The organism is Streptomyces thermoalcalitolerans, assembly GCF_039525155.1.
Classification (GTDB): Bacteria; Actinomycetota; Actinomycetes; order Streptomycetales; family Streptomycetaceae; genus Streptomyces; species Streptomyces thermovulgaris.
On record NZ_BAAAHG010000075.1, the window covers coordinates 1 to 21122 of the forward strand.

The window sequence follows — 21122 nt, forward strand, 5'->3', positions numbered from 1 at the left end:
ATGCGAAAGCCGAGCCGGGTGCCCCCCTCCAGCAGCGCGCGGCAGCCGCCCGTCCCCCCCCCGTTTCTCATTCCCTGCGGAGGACTTGACCCACTGTCACCTGTGGTATGCACCGAAGGCGAGGGATCTTCGCCACGCTCACTCTGATGGGCGAATTCCGCCGGTCAGATGTGGCCGATTCCCGCGCCCGCCTCCGCGTTCTCCCCGCGCTTGGTGAGCAGCGCGACCAGAACGGCCACGGCCGCGATGCCGGCGGCGATGAGGGAGGCGAGGCTCATGCCGGAGATGAAGGTGTCGTGCGCGACGGAGGTGACCTTCGCGACGATCTCCTCGGGCGTTCCCGGCGGCATCGGCGGCACCACACCGACCTGGACCGCCTCGGAGGCCCCCTCCAGCTGAGCGGGCGTGAGCGGCGGGAGTCCCGCCTCCTTCCAGTTGTCCCCCAGGGTGTTGTTCACCCGGGAGGCCATCACGGCGCCCAGCACGGCCGTACCGAGGCTGCCGCCGACCTGCATGGCGGACTGCTGCAGCCCGCCGGCCACGCCGGACAGCTCCAGGGGCGCGTTGCCGACGATGACCTCGGTGGCACCGACCATGACGGGGGCGAGACCGAGGCCGAGCACCGCGAACCAGAGCGACATGATCGCGCTGCCCGTGTCCACCTCCAGCGTGGACAGGCCGTACATGGCGAGCGCGGTGGCGGCCATGCCGCCGGCCAGCGGAATGCGCGGCCCCAGCTTGGTGATCATGAATCCCGCGAGCGGGGAGCCGACGATCATCGCGCCGGTGAGCGGGAGGAGGTGCGTGCCCGCCTCGACCGGGGTCATCCTGTGCACGTTCTGCAGGTAGAAGGTGATGAAGAACAGGCCGCCCATGAACGCGATGGCCATCAGGACCATGAGGGCCACGCCCGCGGACAGCGGCACCGAACGGAACAGCGTCAGCGGGATCAGCGGCTCCTTCACCTTCCTCTCCCAGAGGGCGAAGCCGCCGAAGCCGATGAGGGACAGGGCGATGAACAGCCACGTCGTGCCGTCGCCCCAGCCCCACTCCGGCGCCTTGATCAGGGCCCAGACCAGGAAGAACATGGCCGCCGAGAGCAGGACGATGCCGAGGAGGTCGAAGGAGCGCGGCGCGTTCTCGGCGCGGTGGTCGAGCAGGATCAGCACTCCCAGGACCACGGCGAGGACGCCGACGGGCACGTTGATGAAGAACACCGACTGCCAGTTGACGTGCTCGACGAGGACCCCGCCGAGGATCGGGCCGCCGGCGGTGGAGGCGCCGATGACCATGCCCCAGATGCCGATGGCCATGTTGAGCTTCTCGGCCGGGAAGGTGGCCCGCAGCAGACCGAGCGCGGCCGGCATCAGCAGCGCGCCGAACAGTCCCTGGAAGACCCGGAAGACGATGACCATGGCGATGCTGCCGGACAGCCCGATCGCCCCGGAGGCGGCGGCGAAGCCGGCCACCCCGACGAGGAAGGTCTGCCGGTGTCCGAAGCGGTCACCGAGCTTGCCCGCGGTGATCAGGGAGACCGCGAGGGCGAGGAAGTAGGAGTTGGTGATCCACTGGACGTCCGCGAGGCTGGCGTCCAGGTCCTGGGCGATGGCCGGGTTGGCGATGGCCACGATGGTGCCGTCGAGGGCCACCATCATGACCCCCACGGCGACGGTGATCAGGGTGGCCCATGGACGTCCGCGCAGTCCTTTGGGCGGCGCGGAATCCGCCGGAGCCGATGGAGCGCTGTCCCCCGCCCCGGTCGATTCGATGGTCTGACTAGTCATATTTCGAGGCTAGTGACAGTCACTGACAATCGACAAACGGGTTCATCAGTCAGTCACTGACATGCCACCCCCTATAGTCTGAGCGGGGGAACCGGTGAACAGTGCGGGGAAAGGGGCCGGAGAGCTCCATGAGGACGGCGGAGACCGCCGGGAAGGCGTCGCAGACGATGTCGTCGCGTCCGGGGCTGCGCGAGCGCAAGAAACAACGCACCAGGGACGCGTTGCTGCGGTCCGCCCTCGAACTGTTCACCACCCGGGGATACGAGCGCACGACGGTCGACGAGATCGCCGAGGCCGTCGGCGTCTCCCCGCGCACCTTCTTCCGCTACTTCGGCGGCAAGGAGGACGCCGCCCTCGCCGTGCAGGAGATGGCGGAGGCGCACTTCGTCGACTCGCTGCGCGCCCGTCCGCCCGAGGAGCCCCCGCTGGAGGCACTGCGCCGGGCGGTGCTGGAGAGCTGGGACACCATCAGCGACGCCGTCGTGACCGTCGTCCCCGTGGAGCTGTTCCTGCGCATGTTCCGGGTGATCGAGTCGACACCGGTCCTGCTGGCCGCGTATCTGCGCCGCTCGGCGGAGACCGAGGAGCAGATCGCGCGCCTGCTCGCCGAGCGCGAGGGCCTGGACGTGGACGCCGATCCCCGGCCGCGGCTGGCGGTGGCCGTCTTCGGCGCGGTGATGCGGGTGACGACCCGTCAGTGGAGCGTGGACGAGAACGGCGACCTGGAGGCGATGCGGGAGCTCGCCGCCGCGTACCTCGATCAGGTGGGGCCGGCGCTGACCGGCAACTGGCGTACGCCCGCCCGGTCCTGAACCGGCGCAAGGGACAACACGCCCCGAACAGACGCAAGGGACAACATGTCCTGAAGAAGCATAGGGACGGCATACAGCCCAGGGCACCCTTGCGCGGCCTCACACGTGATTCCCGCCACTCGGCCGCCGCGAGACCGTCTCGTTCTCCTAATGTGTCCTCCCAGTGATTTCCTTCGAGACCTCCCCCCACCTCACCGTCTGGCGTGCCCTGCTCGCGCTGGCCGTGGTCTTCGTGATGCTGGCCACCACCGGCTGGAGCGCCGTGCGCGGCCACCGCGAAACCACCGCCCTGCAGGCGTCCCTGTCCGCATGGGAGCACGGCCGGCTGCACGGGCACCGGCTGCCCGCCCCGGACGCGTCCCCCGCCCGGCTGAGCCGCTTCTTCGCCTCGCTCGGCGCGCAGGACCGCAGCCGGCTCGCCCGCCGCTATCCGCTCGCGGTCGGCAACATGAACGGCGCCCCGGTCAAGCTGCGTTACCAGGCCAACCGCATCGCGCTCCGCCAGGCGCGCGAGGCCGAGCTGAAGCGCATGCGCGACAGCCGGCTCACCCCGGCCGGGCAGCAGGAGGCCGGCCGCCGCGTGCACCGCTACACGGCGCTGATGGCGAAGGACCGGCAGATCCTCGCCTTCGACCCCGAGGGCACCGGCCGTGTCGCCGAGGTCTTCGGCGACCTGCGCACGGCGGAGCGGATCTCCGTCGTCGTCCCCGGCGTCGACACCCATCTGCTCACCTTCCAGCGGACCTACCGGCCCTACTCGGCGCCGCACGGCATGGCGAGGGCGCTGTACAAGGCCGAGCGCACGGTGGCCCCCGGCACACGTACGGCGGTGATCGCCTGGGCCGACTACACCGCGCCCAGCGGGGTCGGCATGGACGCGGCCACGGCGATGCGCGCCAAGGAGGGCGCCGTCCGGCTGAACCGGCTGCTGCACGGGCTGCCCGGCGCCTCCTCCGTCGCGCTGTTCTGCCACAGCTACGGCTCGGTGGTGTGCGGCCTCGCCGCGCGCGGGCTGCCGCACCGGGTGTCCGACATAGCGGTGGCCGCCAGCCCCGGCATGCGGGTGGAGAAGGTCTCCCAACTGCGCACCTCCGCCCGGGTGTGGGCGATGCGGGACGCCACCGACTGGATCCAGGACGTGCCGTACCTGGAGTTCGGCGGGCTCGGCCACGGTGCCGACCCGGTCTCCCCGGCGTTCGGGGCACGGGTGCTGTCGGCACGGGGCGCCAAGGGCCACGCCGGCTACTTCGAGCCGGGCACCGACAGCCTGACCAACCTCGCCGAGATCGGGGTCGGCGCCTACGGCTCGGTGCGGTGCGCCCATGACGACGACAGATGCCGGGCGGATTTGTCCGGTATGACGACGGCCGAACACGCGTAGAGACAACAGGAAGTGCGGTCCGCGCGGGGAGGGACGAAGCAGCCCGCTCCCCCTACGATGAGCCGTATGGGTGACGTACTGGCCGGATTTCACGCTGCCTGGGAGTTCGAGTCCGACTCCGTGCTCATCCGCTACGAACGGGGGATTCGAACGCCAAAGCTCTTCCAGGCCCTCGGCACCCGCCGGATTCCGCTGACGGCGCTCGAGGGTGTGACGCTCACCGCGGGCAAGCGCGGCACGGTGGTCCTGCGCGCCGAGCCCAGGCCCGGCGCCGATCCGCTGATGGACGCGGCCGACGGACAGCTCAAGGAGAACCACGACCCGTACCGCCTGGTGCTGCCGGCCGAACGGGAGACGCTCGCCGAGTACTACGCCGACGAACTGCGCGCACGTCTCACCGAGAGCGGCCCGGCCGACCGCCACCTGGTGGCGCCGCCCGCGGCACCGCTCCAGTTCAAGGCGTACGACGGGAAGGCGTCCTTCGACGGTACGACGGTGAGTTTCCGGTGGTTCTGGACGGGGGCGTCCTCGGCCAAGTGGAAGGCCGGCGACCAGAAGTTCTCCGTGGCCGACCTGAGCGGGGTGGAGTGGCGTTCACCAGAGCTGTTCGAGGGACATCTGCGGCTGCTGCCCCGTGAGGCCGACGCCGCACGGCCGGCGCAGCCGGACCAGGACCCGGCCTCGGTGGTGTTCGGCCTCGGCTACGGCGCGGTCCACGAGTCCCTGCCGTTCGCGGCGGCCGTCCTGGCCGCGATCCGGTCGGCGAGCCCCCCGGCCCCGGCCGCGGTCACGGCCCCGCGCCGCGACCCCGCGGACATCGCGGAACGCATCCGCCGTCTGGGAGAACTCCACCAGGCGGGGCTGGTGACGGACGAGGAGTTCTCGGTGAAGAAGGCGGAACTGCTCGCCGAGCTGTGACCGGGGCGGCGCGGGCCGGGCGGTTCTCCTGCTCCCGTCCCGCCGAGGTCAGCGACATGTCGGGACACCGGTCGCCGACCACCCGCCCGGCGATCGGCTCCAGCAAGGACAGCTCCTCCTCGGTCAGGACGATCCGCGTCGCCGCCACGTTCTCCTCCACCCGGCTCGGCTTGCGCGTGCCCGGAATCTGGACGACCGGCAGCCCGTGCACGGAGGCCCGCTGCTGCACCCAGGCCAGCGCGATCTGCGCGAGCGAGGCCCCGTGGGCGGAGGCGACCGTACGGATCGGCTCCAGCAGCGCCGCGTTGGCGGCCGCGTTCTCCCCCCGGTAGCGGGGCACGGTGCGCCGGAAGTCGTCGCTGGTCAGCTCCTTCTCCGCGTGGACGAAGCTCCCGGTCAAAAACCCTCGCCCCAGCGGCGAGTACGGCACCAGCGCCACTCCCAGCTCGGCCGCCGCCGGCACCACGTGCGCCTCGATGTCCCGGCTGAACAGCGACCACTCCGACTGCACGGCGGCGATCGGGTGCACGGCGTGCGCGGCCCGCAGTTCCCCGGCGGTGACCTCGCTCAGCCCCAGGTGCTTGACCTTCCCCTCGCGCACCAGGTCGGCCATGACCCCGACGGTCTCCTCGATCGGGACGTTCACGTCGCGCCGGTGCATGTAGTAGAGGTCGATCACGTCGACGTCCAGGCGCTTCAGGCTCGCCTCGACGGCCTGCCGGATGTACGGCGGGTCGTTCCGGACGATCCGCCCGGTCGGGCCGTCCGGCGGGACCACCAGCCCGAACTTGGTGGCGATCACGACCTCGTCCCGGTGCGCCTCGAGGAACGGTGCGAGGAACCGCTCGTTCTCGCCGTCCCCGTAGACGTCCGCGGTGTCGTAGAGCGTGACGCCCAGTTCCAGGGCCCGCTCCAGGGTGGCGCGGGACTCCTCGGCGTCCGAGGGGCCGTAGGCGTAGCTCATGCCCATGCAGCCGAGGCCCTGGATGCCGACCTCCGGTCCGCTCTCGCCCAGCCGTACCGTCGGAATCCTGCTGTCGGTCATCGCGTCGCGTTCCTCTTCTCTTTTTCTTTCTCTTCGTGGTGACGTACGGCGTCCGCGTAGAAACCGATCTTGCGGTCCAGTACCGCGAGCGTGTCCTGGAGTTCGCCGATCCGGGCCAGGACGTCCCGGCGGGTCGCCTGGAGCAGCGCGTACCGCTCGCCGTACGTGCTCTCGCCCTCGCGCACCAGCTCCGCGTACCTGACCATGTCGGCGACCGGCATCCCGGTCAGCCGCAGCTTGCCGACGAGGTCCAGCCAGTCCAGGTCGCGGTTGGTGTAGCGGCGCTGCCCGGTGTGCGAACGGTCGACGTGGGCCATCAGGCCGATCCGCTCGTACCAGCGCAGGGTGTGGGCCGTCAGACCGGTGAGAGCGGCGACCTCGCTGATGGTGTAGCTGTCCTGCCCGTCGGGACGCGGGTGCCGCGGTGGCCCGGAGCAGAGATCGGTACGGGCGGGAGCCTGCTCGGTCTCCTCGGTGGTCACGGTCTCCTCGGTGGTCACGGCCGTGCTCTGCGTCGCCGTCATGACCTTCACGCTAGGAAGTTGGAGTGCACTCCAAGCAAGCCGAATCCGGGAGGTGGCCGAAAAGCAGGGGTGCGGGGCGGGTGCGGTGGCTACCGTGCGGGCCATCACTCCTCCTAGCAAGGGGACCACCGGCTTCAGCCGGTGGGGGAGTTGCTTCTCTGGTCTGCTCTGACATCAGCCGTGTGCACGGATCTGCACCGTTCGTCTCAGCCGCGACGTACTCGCGTCTGTTAGACATGTGACGCACGTATAATCGACGTATGGCCGTGACCAGGAAAGTCCGCCGGTTCTCCGGCGGCGTGTACGACCTCGGGCTCCACGTTGTGTGGTGTCCGAAGTACCGCCGTCCGGTGCTCGGCGGGCGGGTTGCGGTGCGCCTGGAGGAGCTGATCCGGCAGAAGGCCGACGAACGGGGGTGGGAGATCGTGGCGCTCGACGTGATGCCCGACCACGTGCACCTGTTCGTCAAGCACGACCCGAAGTCCTCGGCGTCGTACGTCGCGAACCAGTTCAAAGGCTTCACCTCCCGCGTCCTGCGCGCGGAGTTCCCGCACCTGCGATCGCAGCTTCCGACGCTGTGGTCGTCGTCGTACTTCGCGGCGTCGGTCGGCGCCGTCTCGGCAAACACCGTCCGCCGGTACATCGACACCCAGTGGGAGCGCCCGTGGCGGAAGCAGAAGGGGGACGGGGCGTGATCCGGGCGTACACGTTCCTCCTGCGGCCCACAGCCCGCCAGCGGGCTGCGCTGGGTGAGATGCTGCGGGACCACTGCGCGCTCTACAACGCGGCATTGCAGGAACGCCGGGACGCCTACCGGCACGCGTCGAAGACGACCGTGCGCTACGGGGACCAGTCCGCGCAGCTCAAGGAGATCCGCGCGTTCGACCCCGACGGCCAGGGCCGCTGGTCGTTCTCCTCCCAGCAGGCCACCCTGCGCCGCCTGGACAAGGCGTTCCAGGCGTTCTTCAAGCGGGTCAAGGCCGGCCAGAAGCCCGGATACCCGAGGTTCAAGGGGATCGGGCACTTCGACACCGTCACCTTCCCCAAGGACGGCGACGGCTGCCGCTGGGACTCCACCCCGCACGAGAGGCAGACCCGCGTCCGCCTCCAGGGCATCGGGCACGTCCGCGTGCACCGGCACCGGCCCGTGCGGGGACGCGTCAAGACCATCTCGGTCAAACGCGAAGGGAACCGCTGGTACGTCGTCCTCGCCTGCGACAACGTGCCCGCCGAGAAGCTGCCGCCCACCGGCGCGACCGTCGGCATCGACATGGGCACCACCCACTTCCTCACCACGTCCGACGGCGAGCACACGCCGAATCCACATTTCCTCCACGCCGCGATGGAGGAGCTGGCCGCCGCGCAGCGGCACCTGGCGACGTTCCCCAAGCGGACCCGGCAGCGCACCAAGAAGCACCGGGCCGCCGCCCGGAAGGTCGCCAAGCTGCACGCCAAAGTGCGCCGGCAACGCCTCGACTTCCACCACAAAACCGCCCGCGCACTGGTCACCGCCCATGACGTGATCGCGCACGAGCACCTGAACACCGCCGGGATGACCAAACGCCCGGCGCCCAAGCCCGACCCCGGCAACGACGGCACCTTCCTCCCGAACGGCGCCGCTGCCAAGGCCGGGCTGAACCGAAACATCCTCGACGCGGGCTGGGGGCAGTTCCTGACGATCCTGGCGAACAAGGCTGAAAGCGCCGGTCGCCTCGTGATCCCAGTGGACCCCCGCAACACCTCCCGCACCTGCCCGCCCAGCCTCGGCGGCTGCGGACACGTGGACAGCGGCAACCGCGTCACCCAAGCGAAGTTCCAGTGCACGGCGTGCGGCTTCACCGCGAACGCGGACCACGTCGGCGCAACGAACGTCCTCGACAGGGCCGGGCTGGTCCTCTGCGCGGCGGCATAGCCACCGACGCAGGAAGCCCGCGCGTTCACGCGTGGGTGGAGTCACGAGTCTCGTACGACGTGCCGTGCCCGAGGACGCCGAGGAAGTGCTGCGACTGCGCCAGGTGATGCTCGACTCGATGTCCGGCGCGGACACGTCCACGGACTGGCACGCCCAGTCCCTGCCCGCCCTGCGCGCGAAGCTGGCCGAGGCGGACGGGGACTTCGTGGCGTACGTCGTGGACCACCCGGAGCGGCCGGGGACGCCGGCCGCTCTGGCGGCGGGCACGATCGAGTACCGGATCGGCCGGCCGGGCAATCCCCTCGGCGCGGTCGGGTACGTCTTCAGCGTCGCGACGGACCCCGGCGCCCGCCGCCGCGGGTATGCGCGCGCGTGCATGGAGACGCTGCTCGACTGGTTCCGCAGGCGCGGCGCCGACCGGGTGCGGCTCACCGCGTCCGCCGAGGGCGCACCGCTGTACACCTCCCTCGGCTTCCGGCCCAAGCCCCACCCGCTGCTGGAGCTGCACCTGTGAGCGCTTAGGCTCGATGCCATGTCGTTGAAGAGCCTGGCGTCGATCGAGAACTGGCCGGTTCCCACCGCCGCGGCGGGCGTGGTCCGCGCGGACGGCACGGTCCTGGGCACCCACGGCCCCACCGACCGGCGCTTTCCCCTCGCCTCGGTCACCAAGCCACTGGCGGCCTACGCCGTGCTCGTGGCGTACGAGGAGGGCGCGATCGAGCTGGACGAGCCGGCCGGCCCGCCCGGCGCGACCGTCCGCCATCTGCTCGCCCACACCTCGGGGCTGGCCTTCGACGAGCACCGGGTGGTGGCCCCGCCCGGTGAACGGCGGCTGTACTCCAACGCCGGCATCGAACAGCTCGGCGACCATGTGGCGAAGGCGACGGACATCTCGTTCCCGGAGTACCTGCGCCAGGCGGTCCTGGAGCCGCTGGGCATGACCCGGACGACCCTGGACGGCTCCCCGGCCAAGGACGCGGTCTCGACGGTCGACGACCTGCTCCGCTTCGCCGCCGAGGTCCAGGCCCCGCGCCTGCTGGACCCCCGCACGGTCGCCGAGGCGATGACGGTCCAGTTCCCCGGCACCAAGGGCGTCCTGCCGGGCTACGGCCACCAGAACCCCAACGACTGGGGCCTCGGCTTCGAGATCCGCGGCTCCAAGTCCCCCCACTGGACCGGCGCTTCCTCCTCCCCCCGCACCTTCGGCCACTTCGGCCAGTCGGGCACGTTCCTGTGGGTCGACCCGGACGCGAGGGTGGCCTGCGTGGCGCTGACGGACCGCGCGTTCGGCCCGTGGGCGATCGAGGCATGGCCGCCGTTCACGGACGGAATCCTGGCGGAACTGCGCTGACGCCGCCGCCCGGCACGCGCACGGCCCCGCCCCGCCCGCCGGGCGGGCGGTGACGCCCCGGCAGAGGCTCCCAGCCGCCCTCGAGCCGGCCGGACGGACGTGCCGGCCGGCGGGCCATGACGTCCTCACGGGCGGACCGGCACGCCGACCTCACGGACGAACCGAACAACCCGGGCGCGGGAGCGGCCCGTTCACCCGGCCTGCATCTCCCACAGCAACAGCTCCGCGGCCGTCACGCCCACCACCTCCAGGCCCTTGGCGTCGGTGATCCGCGCCGCGTCCCCCGGACCCAACCGGTCTTCGTCCAGTCGCACTTCGCCCCGTACAACGTGGATGTACACATATGCCGTATCCGGCACCTTCGTCCGCTCCCCCGCCGCCAGGCGGCGGACGTGGAGCCGGGCGCCGGCCTCGGGGACGGCGTACGGGGTGGAGTCGGTGACGCCGCGGACGAGTTCGTAGCGGGGGGTGCCGCCGGGCCGGAGCGGGGTCAGCCACATCTGGACGAAGGTCAAGGGCGCGCCGGTGTCGTTGCGTTCCACGTGACGGACGCCGTCCGCCGCGCTCAGGTGCTGGAGGTCGCCGGGGCGGACCAGCGTCTCGTGGCCCGTGGAGTCGCGGTGGGTCAGTTCGCCCTCGACGACCCAGGTGACGATCTCCGTGTGGCTGTGCGGGTGCTCGTCGAAGCCCGCACCGGGGGCCAGTTGCTCCTCGTTGCAGGCGATGAGGGCACCGAAGCGAAGATTGTCCGGATCGTAGTGGGGGCCGAAGGAGAAGGCGTGCCAGGAGGTGATCCCGGCCGCCGCGTCACCGCCCCGGTAACGCTCTGCCGCACGCCGTATTTCCGTCGTCACACGGACCACCGTAGCCCCTGGCCGCAAAGCTCCGGAGAAGTCCCGGAGAAGCTCCGGCCCCGACCCGGCGGCACGCACACGCATCCGGATGAGGCAGGCTTGTCATCGTGCCCGAACCCGAATCCCACCAGAGCCGCGCCGCAGACCACCGTGCCCATCCGCACGCCGCGACCCTGAAACGGCTGGAGAAGTCGTCCGGGGCGCTGGCCGCACAGGCCATCGCCCGCATGGACGAGACGCTGCCGTGGTACCGGGCGATGCCCCCGGAGAACCGTTCCTGGATCGGACTGGTGGCCCAGGCGGGCATCGCCGCCTTCACCGAGTGGTTCCGGCGGCCCGACGCGCCCCAGGCCATTTCCACCGATGTGTTCGGGACCGCACCGCGCGAGCTGACCCGGGCGATCACGCTGCGGCAGACCGTGGAGATGGTGCGCACCACGATCGAGGTCATGGAGTCCGCCATCGACGAGGTGGCGGCGCCGGGGGACGAGGCCGTGCTGCGCGAGGCGCTGCTCGTGTACGCGCGCGAGATCGCCTTCGCCACCGCCCAGGTGTACGCCCAGGCCGCCGAGGCGCGCGGCGCCTGGGACGCCCGGCTGGAGTCCCTGGTCGTCAATGCCGTGCTCAGCGGGGAGGCCGACGAGGGCGCGGTGTCCCGGGCCGCCGCCCTGGGATGGAACGCGCCCGAGCATGTGTGCGTGGTGCTCGGGACCGCGCCCGACGGGGACTCCGAGCTGACCGTCGAGGCCATCCGGCGGGCCGCCCGGCACGCCAAGCTCCAGGTGCTCACCGGGGTGCTCGGGGACCGGCTCGTCGTGATCGCGGGCGGGAGCGACAATCCGCTGGCGGTGGCCAAGTCGCTGATCGGCCCCTTCGCCCCCGGGCCCGTCGTCGCCGGACCGGTCGTGCCCGACCTGCTCGCCGCCACCCGGTCCGCCCAGGCCGCCGCGGCCGGGCTGAAGGCGTGTTCCGCCTGGCAGGACGCGCCGCGGCCGGTGCTGGCCGACGATCTGCTGCCGGAGCGCGCCATCGCCGGTGATCCGAGTGCGCGCGAGCAGTTGGTAGAGGAGATCTACAGACCGCTGAAGGAGGCCGGGTCGGCCCTGCTGGAAACCCTCAGCGTCTATCTGGAGCAGGCGAGCAGTCTCGAAGGCGCGGCGAGGATGCTCTTCGTTCACCCGAACACCGTGCGCTACCGGCTCCGACGTGTGACTGACGTCACCGGTTGGTCGCCCTCCGATGTACGATCCGCGTTCACGCTACGGATCGCGCTGATCCTGGGGCGTCTGGCCGATGGAGATCCCCAGGCCTAGGCTTTTGTCGGGGGTCCACAAAACCCCTCTGTGTTCTTCGTCCCTGTCCCCACGGGCGGCTCCGGCCGCCCCCAAGAGAGAGTGTGAGAGTGCTCGTACTCGTCGCTCCCGGCCAAGGCGCCCAGACGCCCGGCTTCCTGACTCCCTGGCTCGAACTGCCCGGTGCCACCGACCGTGTGACCGCCTGGTCGGACGCCATCGGACTGGACCTCGTCCACTACGGGACGCAGGCCGACGCCGACGCGATCCGCGACACCGCGGTGGCCCAGCCGCTGCTGGTGGCCGCCGGCCTGCTGTCGGCTTCGGCCCTGGGTGACATCGGCGCGGACGTGGTCGCGGGCCACAGCGTCGGCGAGATCACCGCCGCGGCGTTCGCGGGCGTCCTGGACGACATCTCCGCCCTGACCCTGGTGCGCAAGCGGGGCCAGGCCATGGCCGAGGCCGCCGCGATCACCGAGACCGGCATGTCGGCGCTGCTCGGCGGCGACCCTGAGGTGTCCGTCGCGCATCTGAAGAAGCTGGGCCTGACCCCGGCGAACGTCAACGGCGCGGGCCAGATCGTGGCCGCCGGCACCCTGGAGCAGCTGGCCGCGCTGAACGAGGACAAGCCCGAGGGTGTGCGCAGGATCGTCCCGCTGCAGGTGGCCGGTGCCTTCCACACGCACCACATGGCCCCCGCGGTCGACAAGCTGGCCGAGGCCGCCAAGGCGCTCACCCCCACCGACCCGAAGGTCACCTACGTCTCCAACAAGGACGGCCGGGCCGTGCACAGCGGCGCCGAGATCGTCGAGCGGCTGGTCGGCCAGGTCGCCAACCCCGTCCGCTGGGATCTGTGCATGGAGACCTTCAAGGAGCTCGGCGTCACCGCCCTGATCGAGGTGTGCCCCGGCGGCACGCTGACCGGTCTGGCCAAGCGCGCGCTGCCCGGCGTGAAGACGCTGGCGCTGAAGACCCCCGACGACCTCGACGCGGCCCGCGAGCTCATCTCCGAGCACGCCTGACGATCCCTGAGGAGCCGACGATCATGCCGAAGATCAAACCCGCCAAGGGCGCCCCGTACGCGCGCATCCTGGGCGTAGGCGGCTACCGGCCCACGCGCGTGGTGCCCAACGAGGTGATCCTCGAGAAGATCGACTCGTCCGACGAGTGGATCCGCTCGCGCTCCGGCATCGAGACCCGGCACTGGGCGTCGCCCGAGGAGACCATCGCGGCGATGTCGATCGAGGCCTCCGGCAAGGCGATCGCGAGCGCCGGGATCGACGCCTCGCAGATCGGCGCCGTGATCGTCTCGACCGTCTCGCACTTCAGCCAGACCCCGGCCATCGCCACCGAGATCGCCGACAAGCTGGGCACGGACAAGGCGGCCGCCTTCGACATCTCGGCGGGCTGCGCCGGTTTCGGCTACGGCCTCACCCTGGCCAAGGGCATGATCGTCGAAGGATCGGCGGAGTACGTCCTCGTCATCGGCGTGGAGCGGCTCAGCGACCTGACCGACCTGGAGGACCGGGCCACGGCCTTCCTGTTCGGCGACGGCGCCGGCGCGGTCGTGGTCGGTCCCTCCGAGGAGCCCGGGATCGGTCCGACCGTCTGGGGCTCGGAGGGCGACAAGGCCCAGACGATCAAGCAGACCGTGCCCTGGGACCGCTTCCGCAAGGCCGACGCGGCCGACCTTCCCCGGGACAGCGAGGGCAACGTCAAGTTCCCCGCGATCACGCAGGAGGGCCAGGCGGTGTTCCGCTGGGCCGTGTTCGAGATGGCGAAGGTCGCCCAGCAGGCGCTGGACGCGGCCGGGATCACCCCGGACGAACTGGACGTCTTCATCCCGCACCAGGCCAATGTGCGGATCATCGACTCGATGGTGAAGACCCTCAAGCTGCCGGAGCGTGTCACGGTCGCCCGTGACATCCGCACCACCGGCAACACCTCGGCCGCCTCGATTCCGCTCGCGATGGAGCGGCTTCTGGCGACCGGCGAGGCGAAGAGCGGCGACACCGCGCTCGTCATCGGCTTCGGGGCGGGTCTCGTCTACGCCGCGACGGTCGTTACCCTCCCCTAGGCACTCCGTGCCGGATCATGTTTCCGGCATGGGAGCCGTATCACCTGCCGCTGCCGCGGTGGGCGCCACACCCTCTGGAATAGTTGCGAAGGAGCGCCGACATGGCCGCCACTCAGGAAGAGATCGTCGCCGGTCTCGCGGAGATCGTGAACGAGATCGCCGGGATCCCGGTCGAGGACGTCCAGCTGGACAAGTCCTTCACCGACGACCTGGACGTCGACTCGCTGTCCATGGTCGAGGTCGTCGTCGCCGCCGAAGAGCGCTTCGACGTCAAGATCCCCGACGAGGACGTCAAGAACCTCAAGACGGTCCGCGACGCGACCGAGTACATCCTCAAGCACCAGAGCTGATCGGCCGATCACAGCTCTGGGCTGACTGCCCCGCCACCCGGCGGTGGCGCCGTTGTCCCCCGCGCGAGCGGGGGTTGTCCTCCTCGAATCCGCTGGAGAAAGAATTCCCGTGAGCTCGACCAATCGCACTGTGGTCGTCACCGGTATCGGCGCAACCACACCGCTGGGTGGCGACGCAGCCTCGACCTGGGAGGGCCTGGTCGCCGGCAAGTCCGGTGTGAAGCCCCTGACCCAGGACTGGGCGGCTGCTCAAGCCGTCCGGATCGCGGCCCCGGTGGCCGTGGAACCGACCGAGATCCTTCCGCGCCCGCAGGCACGCCGTCTGGACCGCTCCGCGCAGTTCGCGCTGATCGCCGCCCAGGAGGCCTGGAAGGACGCCGGTTTCACCGGCAAGGCGGGCGAGGGCGCCCCCGTCGACCCCGACCGGCTCGGCACGGTCGTCGCCTCCGGCATCGGCGGTGTGACGACCCTGCTGGAGCAGTACGACGTGCTGAAGGAGAAGGGCGTACGCCGTGTCTCCCCGCACACCGTCCCCATGCTGATGCCGAACAGCCCCTCGGCCAACGTGGGGCTGCTCGTGGGTGCCCGCGCCGGTGTGCACACGCCGGTCTCCGCGTGCGCCTCGGGTGCCGAGGCCATCGGCTACGCCATTGAGATGATCCGCACCGGCCGTGCCGACGTCGTCGTCGCCGGCGGTACGGAGGCGGCGATCCACCCGCTGCCCATCGCCGCGTTCGGCAACATGATGGCGATGTCCAAGAACAACGAGAACCCCCAGGGCGCCTCGCGTCCCTACGACATCGACCGGGACGGCTTCGTCCTCGGCGAGGGCGCGGGTGTGCTCGTCCTGGAGTCCGCCGAGCACGCCGCCCAGCGCGGCGCCCGCGTCTACGCGGAGGCGGTCGGACAGGGCATCTCCGCCGACTCCCACGACATCGTCCAGCCCGAGCCGGAGGGCCGCGGCATCGCGCACGCCCTGCAGAACCTGCTGGAGCGCACCGACCTGGACCCGGCCGAGATCGTGCACGTCAACGCGCACGCCACGTCCACGCCCGCCGGTGACATCGCCGAGCTGAAGGCCCTGCGCAAGGTCTTCGGCGACCACACCGACCACATCGCGGTCTCCGCGACCAAGTCGATGATCGGTCACCTGCTCGGCGGCGCGGGCGGCGTGGAGTCGGTGGCGACGGTGCTGGCCCTGTACCACCGGGTGGCTCCGCCGACGATCAACATCGACAACATCGACCCGGAGGCCGAGGCGAACGCGGACGTGGTCCGCGGGGAGGCGCGGAAGCTGCCCGCGGAGGGCAGGATCGCCGCGCTGAACGACTCGTTCGGCTTCGGCGGGCACAACGTGGTTCTGGCGTTCCGGACGGTCTGAGCAGCCGCTCCACGCACGTGACAGGGCCCCCACCGGCCGGTGGGGGCCTTTTTCTGTTCGGGTCTGTTTCTGTTCGGGCCTGTTCGGGCATCCGGGTCCGCCCGGGAGTCCGAGGGGGCCGGGAGTGTGAAGGAAGCCCGAGGGAACCGGGGGTCCGAGGGAACCGGGGGTCCGGGAGCCCGGCGAGAACCCGGGAAGCCGTCAGACCACCTGGTGGAGCCAGCGGACCGGGGCTCCTTCACCCGCATAGCGGAACGGCTCCAGCTCGTCGTCCCAGGGCTTGCCCAGAAGCTTGGCGATCTCCGCCTCCAGGTCGGTCTCACCCCGCTGGGAGCGCAGGAGGGCGGCGCGCAGACGGTCCTCGGGGATGAGGATGTCGCCGTGGATGCCGGTGACGGCGTGGAAGATGCCGAGGTTGGGGGTGCAGCTGTAGCGCTCGCCCTCGGCCGTCGGGCAGGGCTCGGCGGTCACCTCGAAGCGCAGCAGCTGCCAGCCCCGCAGTGCGGAGGCGAGCTTGGAGGCGGTGCCGACCTGTCCCTGCCAGGAGAACTCCGAGCGCCAGGTGCCGGGTGAGGCGGGCTGCCGGATCCAGTCCAGGCTGACGCGCGTGCCGAGCACACCGGCGATGGCCCACTCGACGTGCGGGCACAGCGCGCGCGGCGCGGAGTGCACATACAGAACTCCACGTGTCGTCACCGGGACCTCCGGGCAGAGCGGGACAGGGGCGGGGGGACGGACATGAGGTGGCGCTGAAGGCCACGTCGAGGGCGAGGCTACCCTGCGAAGGCGCAAGGAGGGTGACGTACCGTCGGTCCCAGCGACAGGAAACACCCTCCATTCACCCGGGGGGACGCTTGTACGGGTGCGAGCCGCCCACTCGAGTGGGGGCGGGAACCCTCGCGCGTTCTCATGGAGGAGAGCACTGCAGGACGACCGAGGGGAGCACCAGGGCATGCGGAAGCGACGTCACCGTACCCGGGCCGCTCACGCCGTGGTGGCGGCGGCCGTGCTGGCCACCGCGGGCTGCTACGCCGTCGGTGACGACGCCTCCGGGGCGAGCGCCGGCGACAGAGCCTCTCGTCCGACCGCCCCGCCGTCACCCGAATGGAACCCCCGCCCGAAGTCGATCGCCGCGGTCGGCGATTCCATCACCCGCGGCTTCGACGCCTGCATGGTGCTCACGGACTGCCTGGAGGCGTCGTGGGCGACGGGCACCGACCCGGCGGTCAACAGCCTGGCGATGCGGCTGCTGGGGAAGGAGGGCACGGCCGAGCGCAGCTGGAACTACGCGGAGACCGGGTCCCGGATGGCGGATCTGAACGACCAGATGGCACGGGCCGTGCGGAAGAAGCCGGAGCTGGTGGCGGTGATGGCCGGCGCCAATGACGCCTGCCGGGAGTCGACGGCCGCGATGACGCCGGTGGCGGACTTCCGGGCCCAGTTCCAGGCCGCGATGGACACCCTGCGCCGGGCGCTGCCGAAGACGCAGGTGTACGTCGCCAGCGTGCCGAACCTGAAGCGGCTGTGGTCCGAGGGCCGTACGAACCCCCTGGGCAAGCAGATCTGGAAGCTCGGCCTGTGCCCGTCGATGCTGGGCGACGCGGACGCGCTGGACGCGGCGGCCGTCAAGCGGCGCGACATGGTGCAGGAGCGGGTGCGGGCGTACAACGCGGTGCTGAAGGAGGTCTGCGCGAAGGACCGCCTCTGCCGCTTCGACGACAACGCGGTCTTCAACTATCAGTTCGGCACCCAGCAGCTGAGCCGCTGGGACTGGTTCCACCCGAGCCGGAACGGGCAGGCGCGGCTGGCCGAAATCGCCTACCGGACCGTCACCGCGAAGGACCCGTGATCACAGAAGCGATCTAGTGTTTTCCACATGAGCGAACTTTTCGGCACACTTTCCGACGGCTCCGCCGTGGAGCGCTGGACGCTGGAGCGGGCCGGGGTGCGGGTGCGCGTGCTGTCGTACGGCGGAATCGTGCAGTCGGTGGAGGTGCCGGACCGGGACGGGCGCACGGCGAACGTGGTGCTGGGCTTTCCCGGACTGGAGGGTTATCTGGCCCACCCGGGGCTGTTCCTGGGCGCGCTGATCGGGCGGTACGCCAACCGGATCGCCCGGGGCCGCTTCCCGCTGGACGGGCAAACGTACGCGCTCGAGCGGAACGAGGGGGCGAACTCGCTGCACGGCGGCGCCCGAGGCTTCGACAAGCGGCTGTGGCAGGCGGCACCGGTCGAGCACGGCGTACGCCTCTTCCGGGTCAGCCCGCACGGCGAGGAGGGCTTCCCGGGCCGGCTGGAGGTCACGGCGACGTACACCCTGGACGCGTCGGGTGCCCTGCACATCGCGTACACGGCGGTCACGGACGCGCCCACGGTCGTCAACCTGACCAACCACGCGTACTGGAACCTGAGCGGCTCCGGGAGCGCCGGCGGCCATGAACTGCGGCTGGCCGCCTCCCGTTACACCCCCGTCGACGCGGGTCTGATCCCCACCGGCGCCCTGGCGGAGGTGGCGGGCACCCGCCTCGACTTCCGCCGGCTCCGCACGGTGGGCTCGGGGTACGACCACAATCTGGTGCTGGACAAGGGCGTCACGGACACCCCGGTGGAAGTGGCCGAACTGCACGACCCGGCGTCCGGCCGCGTTCTGACGGTGTCGACGACCGAGCCGGGCCTCCAGCTCTACACCGCCGACCACCTCGGCGCCCCCTTCGCTCCGGGCGCCGGGATCGCCCTGGAGACCCAGCACTTCCCGGACTCCCCCAACCGTCCGGAGTTCCCGAGCACCGAGCTGCGCCCGGGGGAGGTCTTCCGCTCGGAGACGGTGTACGGCTTCTCGGTGCGCTGACCGCCCCGGCACACCGCCGCACAAGCCTCGCGGACACCGGCGCACAAGCCCCGGCCCAGGGTCAGGGTCCCGGACCGGGGCTGCTCATGGGCAGCACTGTCCCGGTCCGACGCTAACCGCTGCGGCGGCGCGGGCAGCCGACGTTCCATCACCCCGCCGCAACCTCGTACAAACTTTCACACGTCCTGACGGTCGACGGCGGGCTCCGGAACGGGCGTGCCGCCCGTCTCCTCGTCCAGCAGCTCACGCGTGAGCAGGGTGGCGCCCGCGACCGCGCCCGGCATGAGGAACACCGCCACGAACGGCACCAGGAAGGCCAGGCCGAGCGGCGTGCCGAAGCCCCAGACCAGCGGCTTGCGGGAGCGCAGCAGTTCCAGGCGGCCCCGGAGCTCGACGCCGCGGCGCTGAAGGGCGACGGCGGTCAGCTCCTCGGTGAGGAAGAACCCGGTGACGAAGAACCCGATCACCGGTATCACCGTCTGTCCGACGAAGGGCAGGAACCCCAGCACGAAGAGCAGCAGACTCCACAGCCCGGCCCGGACCAGGATGCGGAGGCTGTCCCGGGCCGAGATCCACAGCTCCTTCCAGAGCGGCAGGCCGGACTCGGGCGCCGTGCCGTCGGGGGACACGTCCCGGTCGACCTCCTCGGACAGGCTCTCGTAGAAGGGCTGGCCGATCAGGAGGGTCACCGCGGTGAAGGTGAGCACGGCGAGAAGCAGGCCGAGGGCGAACAGCACGGCGGTCAGCAGGCCGCGGAAGAGCCCGAGCCAGGGACTCGGCCAGTCGTCGGCGAAGGGAGTCGCCCAGCTGACGAGGTCCCCGCCCCACAGGGCGAGCATGATCAGCACTGCCGTGTACAGAACAAGGGTGATCAGCCCGGGCAGCAGGCCGAATCCGTACGCCCTTCGGTGCCGGGCCATCCATCGCTGGCCCTTCAGGAGATATCCGAAACCCACCCCTAGATCACGCATGGGAAAACTTTATCGGGGGACATGTCAAGGCCGTCGAGGGACGTGCCAGGACCCCGCGGCCCACCGGCCGGGGTGCGGCCGGCGGGCCGCTGTTGAGTCGAACGGGCCCGCGCCGCCGTACCGCTCTGCAGGAACCGCTGTGTCACCCGGTGAGCGGCAGTCAGGTCGAGGAGAGCGGATGACTCAGAAGATCCACGGCACCGTCGCCGACGGCTACGAGCCGGTACGCGAGGAGTTCGCCGCGTTCGTGAGGTCGGAGCTTCCGGACTACGAGGGACAGCTGTGCGCGTACGTCCACGGCCGGCGCGTGGTCGACCTGTGGGCCGGACCGGACGAGGGCGGCGGCGACGCGCTGTACGCGGCCTACTCGTCGACCAAGGGCGCCGCCCATCTCGTGGTCGCGCTGCTCGTGCAGGACGGCACGCTGGAGCTGGACCGCACGGTGACGTACTACTGGCCGGAGTTCGCGGCCGAGGGCAAGGGGACGCTGACCGTGCGCGACCTGCTCGCCCACCGCGCGGGCGTGGTCGGCACCGACACCGGTTTCACCACCGCCGAGCTGGCCGACGACCGCGCACTGGCCGAACGCCTCGCCGACCAGCGGCCGTTCTGGCAGCCGGGCACCGCGTTCGGCTGTCACGCCCTGGTCATCGGCGCGCTCACCGGCGAGATCGTACGGCGCGCGACGGGCCGTACGGCCCAGCAGCTGTACGAGGAACGCGTCCGCGCACCCTACGGCCTGGACTTCCACCTGGGCCTGCCCGCCTCCCAGGAGCCCCGCTACCGCCCCGTCCAGCCCATGGCGCCCACCCCCAAGCAGCAGGCCGTCCTCGACACCCTGTACGAGGGCCCGCACAGCCTCGCCTCCATCGCCTTCAACCGCCAGGGCCCCGAGCCGACCGATCTGCAGGCCCTCCCCAACGACCGTCTGATCCGTGCCAAGGGCCCGGCCTCCGTCGGCGGCGTCGCCTCGGCACGCGGCCTCGCGGGCCTGTACGCGGCGATGATCAGCGAGGTGGACGGAAAGGCGCCCCTGCTCAAGCCGGACACGGTGGCGGAGTTCGGCCGGCTCCACTCCACCGGGTACGACCTGGTGCAGCGCGCCCACAGATCGTTCGGCCTCGGCTTCCAGGCGACCGCCGACACCTGGCACCCCTTCCTCGGCGCGGGCACGATCGGCCACAGCGGCGCGGCCGGCTCCCAGGCCTTCGCCGACCCGACGATCGGCCTCGCCTACGGCTACATCCGCCGCCGCTTCGCCTTCCCGGGCGGTGCGGCCCCGGAGAACGACCGGCTGGTACGGGCGGTGCACAAGGCGGCCCTGGCGACACGGGACATGGGCTGAGCCCCGGACGCCCCGGAGTTCAAAGGTCAAGCTCTCAAGCGCCTGCGGGCACAAGCGGGCGGATCGAACAGTGCCCAAGAAACGTCGTCACGATGCATGCGTGGCTCGATCACCCGGTGCTGAGCCGTATCGGAAATCAGGCGCGCCGGGCGGCCGAAGGAGCAGGGGGACCGCGCAGTACAATGAGGTTTTCTCAGCGAAATAATCTTCGTGAAGTGGGTTGATCGGGGCGTCGGGGGCTGGAGCGGACAGCGGCGGCCCGGCTGTGGGCAGACGT

Annotated in this window: 20 protein-coding genes and 1 pseudogene; 15 read left to right on the forward strand and 6 right to left on the reverse strand. The window is 71.0% G+C overall.

Translation table 11 applies throughout. From position 1 onward, the window contains the following. Positions 1-164: 164 nt before the first annotated feature. Entirely contained in the window at positions 165-1784 is a 1620-nt protein-coding gene (locus ABD224_RS27030) for an MFS transporter (RefSeq protein ID WP_344054513.1), read from the reverse strand. Between the two features lie 128 nt (positions 1785-1912). Between ABD224_RS27030 and ABD224_RS27035 the strand changes: the two genes are divergently transcribed. The 3 genes from ABD224_RS27035 to ABD224_RS27045 all read left to right on the forward strand — a co-directional run bounded on the left by ABD224_RS27035 (position 1913) and on the right by ABD224_RS27045 (position 4895). Then, entirely contained in the window at positions 1913-2596 is a 684-nt protein-coding gene (locus ABD224_RS27035) for a TetR family transcriptional regulator (RefSeq protein WP_344054515.1), read from the forward strand. Between the two features lie 163 nt (positions 2597-2759). Next, positions 2760-3977 carry an alpha/beta hydrolase gene (locus ABD224_RS27040; RefSeq protein ID WP_344054517.1) on the forward strand — a complete coding sequence of 406 codons (1218 nt, stop codon included), beginning with the start codon at positions 2760-2762 and terminating at the stop codon, positions 3975-3977. Between the two features lie 66 nt (positions 3978-4043). Further along, positions 4044-4895, forward strand: coding sequence for a DUF4429 domain-containing protein (locus ABD224_RS27045; protein WP_344054519.1), 852 nt, complete (start codon positions 4044-4046; stop codon positions 4893-4895). 31 nt (positions 4896-4926) lie between these two features. On the opposite strand, the pseudogene ABD224_RS27050 reads toward ABD224_RS27045, so the two are convergent. Next, positions 4927-5940, reverse strand: a pseudogene (locus tag ABD224_RS27050) (aldo/keto reductase); the annotation flags it as partial. Then, a complete protein-coding gene (locus ABD224_RS27055) occupies positions 5937-6464 on the reverse strand; it encodes a MerR family transcriptional regulator (protein WP_344054521.1) in 528 nt (175 codons plus the stop codon). The gene ABD224_RS27055 and the pseudogene ABD224_RS27050, both read right to left, overlap by 4 nt. A 260-nt stretch (positions 6465-6724) precedes the next feature. On the opposite strand from ABD224_RS27055, the gene tnpA reads away from it, so the two are divergent. Genes tnpA through ABD224_RS27075 form a run of 4 tightly spaced genes read left to right on the forward strand, consistent with a single transcriptional unit; the run spans position 6725 to position 9727 of the window. After that, the gene (gene tnpA / locus ABD224_RS27060; protein ID WP_344054523.1) at positions 6725-7159 is read left to right on the forward strand and encodes an IS200/IS605 family transposase; all 435 of its coding nucleotides are present in this window, start codon (positions 6725-6727) and stop codon (positions 7157-7159) included. Then, positions 7156-8376 (forward strand): RNA-guided endonuclease InsQ/TnpB family protein, encoded by a 1221-nt coding sequence (locus ABD224_RS27065; protein ID WP_344054552.1) that lies wholly within the window; start codon positions 7156-7158, stop codon positions 8374-8376. The genes tnpA and ABD224_RS27065 overlap by 4 nt, the downstream gene beginning before the upstream one ends. A 31-nt stretch (positions 8377-8407) precedes the next feature. Then, a complete protein-coding gene (locus ABD224_RS27070) occupies positions 8408-8890 on the forward strand; it encodes a GNAT family N-acetyltransferase (RefSeq protein WP_344054525.1) in 483 nt (160 codons plus the stop codon). An 18-nt stretch (positions 8891-8908) separates the two neighbouring features. Next, positions 8909-9727 carry a serine hydrolase domain-containing protein gene (locus ABD224_RS27075; protein WP_344054527.1) on the forward strand — a complete coding sequence of 273 codons (819 nt, stop codon included), beginning with the start codon at positions 8909-8911 and terminating at the stop codon, positions 9725-9727. A 191-nt stretch (positions 9728-9918) separates the two neighbouring features. On the opposite strand, the gene ABD224_RS27080 is transcribed toward ABD224_RS27075, so the two are convergent. Further along, complete coding sequence (locus ABD224_RS27080) at positions 9919-10581, reverse strand: pirin family protein (RefSeq protein ID WP_344054529.1); 663 nt, start codon at positions 10579-10581, stop codon at positions 9919-9921. Positions 10582-10688: 107 nt separating this feature from the next. Here ABD224_RS27080 and fasR point away from each other — a divergent pair, with 107 nt between their 5' ends. From fasR to fabF, 5 genes are all read left to right on the forward strand, one after another. Next, entirely contained in the window at positions 10689-11894 is a 1206-nt protein-coding gene (gene fasR, locus ABD224_RS27085) for a fatty acid biosynthesis transcriptional regulator FasR (RefSeq protein WP_344054532.1), read from the forward strand. 89 nt (positions 11895-11983) lie between these two features. After that, the gene (locus ABD224_RS27090; RefSeq protein WP_344054534.1) at positions 11984-12895 is read left to right on the forward strand and encodes an ACP S-malonyltransferase; all 912 of its coding nucleotides are present in this window, start codon (positions 11984-11986) and stop codon (positions 12893-12895) included. Positions 12896-12918: 23 nt separating this feature from the next. Then, entirely contained in the window at positions 12919-13950 is a 1032-nt protein-coding gene (locus ABD224_RS27095; protein WP_344054536.1) for a ketoacyl-ACP synthase III, read from the forward strand. Positions 13951-14051: 101 nt separating this feature from the next. Continuing rightward, positions 14052-14300 carry an acyl carrier protein gene (locus ABD224_RS27100; RefSeq protein WP_067397412.1) on the forward strand — a complete coding sequence of 83 codons (249 nt, stop codon included), beginning with the start codon at positions 14052-14054 and terminating at the stop codon, positions 14298-14300. A 109-nt stretch (positions 14301-14409) separates the two neighbouring features. Next, a complete protein-coding gene (fabF, locus tag ABD224_RS27105) occupies positions 14410-15681 on the forward strand; it encodes a beta-ketoacyl-ACP synthase II (protein WP_344054539.1) in 1272 nt (423 codons plus the stop codon). A gap of 201 nt (positions 15682-15882) precedes the next feature. Here the strand turns inward: fabF and ABD224_RS27110 are convergent, their stop codons facing one another. Next, positions 15883-16377 (reverse strand): DUF3145 domain-containing protein, encoded by a 495-nt coding sequence (locus ABD224_RS27110; RefSeq protein ID WP_344054541.1) that lies wholly within the window; start codon positions 16375-16377, stop codon positions 15883-15885. 256 nt (positions 16378-16633) lie between these two features. Here ABD224_RS27110 and ABD224_RS27115 point away from each other — a divergent pair, with 256 nt between their 5' ends. Continuing rightward, positions 16634-17530: an SGNH/GDSL hydrolase family protein gene (locus ABD224_RS27115; protein ID WP_344054543.1), complete on the forward strand. Its 897-nt coding sequence runs from the start codon at positions 16634-16636 to the stop codon at positions 17528-17530. A 27-nt stretch (positions 17531-17557) separates the two neighbouring features. After that, positions 17558-18529: an aldose epimerase family protein gene (locus tag ABD224_RS27120; protein WP_344054546.1), complete on the forward strand. Its 972-nt coding sequence runs from the start codon at positions 17558-17560 to the stop codon at positions 18527-18529. 176 nt (positions 18530-18705) lie between these two features. Here the strand turns inward: ABD224_RS27120 and ABD224_RS27125 are convergent, their stop codons facing one another. Continuing rightward, positions 18706-19500, reverse strand: a complete 795-nt coding sequence (locus ABD224_RS27125) for an EI24 domain-containing protein (protein WP_344054548.1) — start codon at positions 19498-19500, stop codon at positions 18706-18708. A gap of 178 nt (positions 19501-19678) precedes the next feature. On the opposite strand from ABD224_RS27125, the gene ABD224_RS27130 reads away from it, so the two are divergent. Beyond that, entirely contained in the window at positions 19679-20845 is a 1167-nt protein-coding gene (locus ABD224_RS27130; RefSeq protein ID WP_344054550.1) for a serine hydrolase domain-containing protein, read from the forward strand. The last annotated feature ends 277 nt before the right edge of the window (positions 20846-21122 follow it).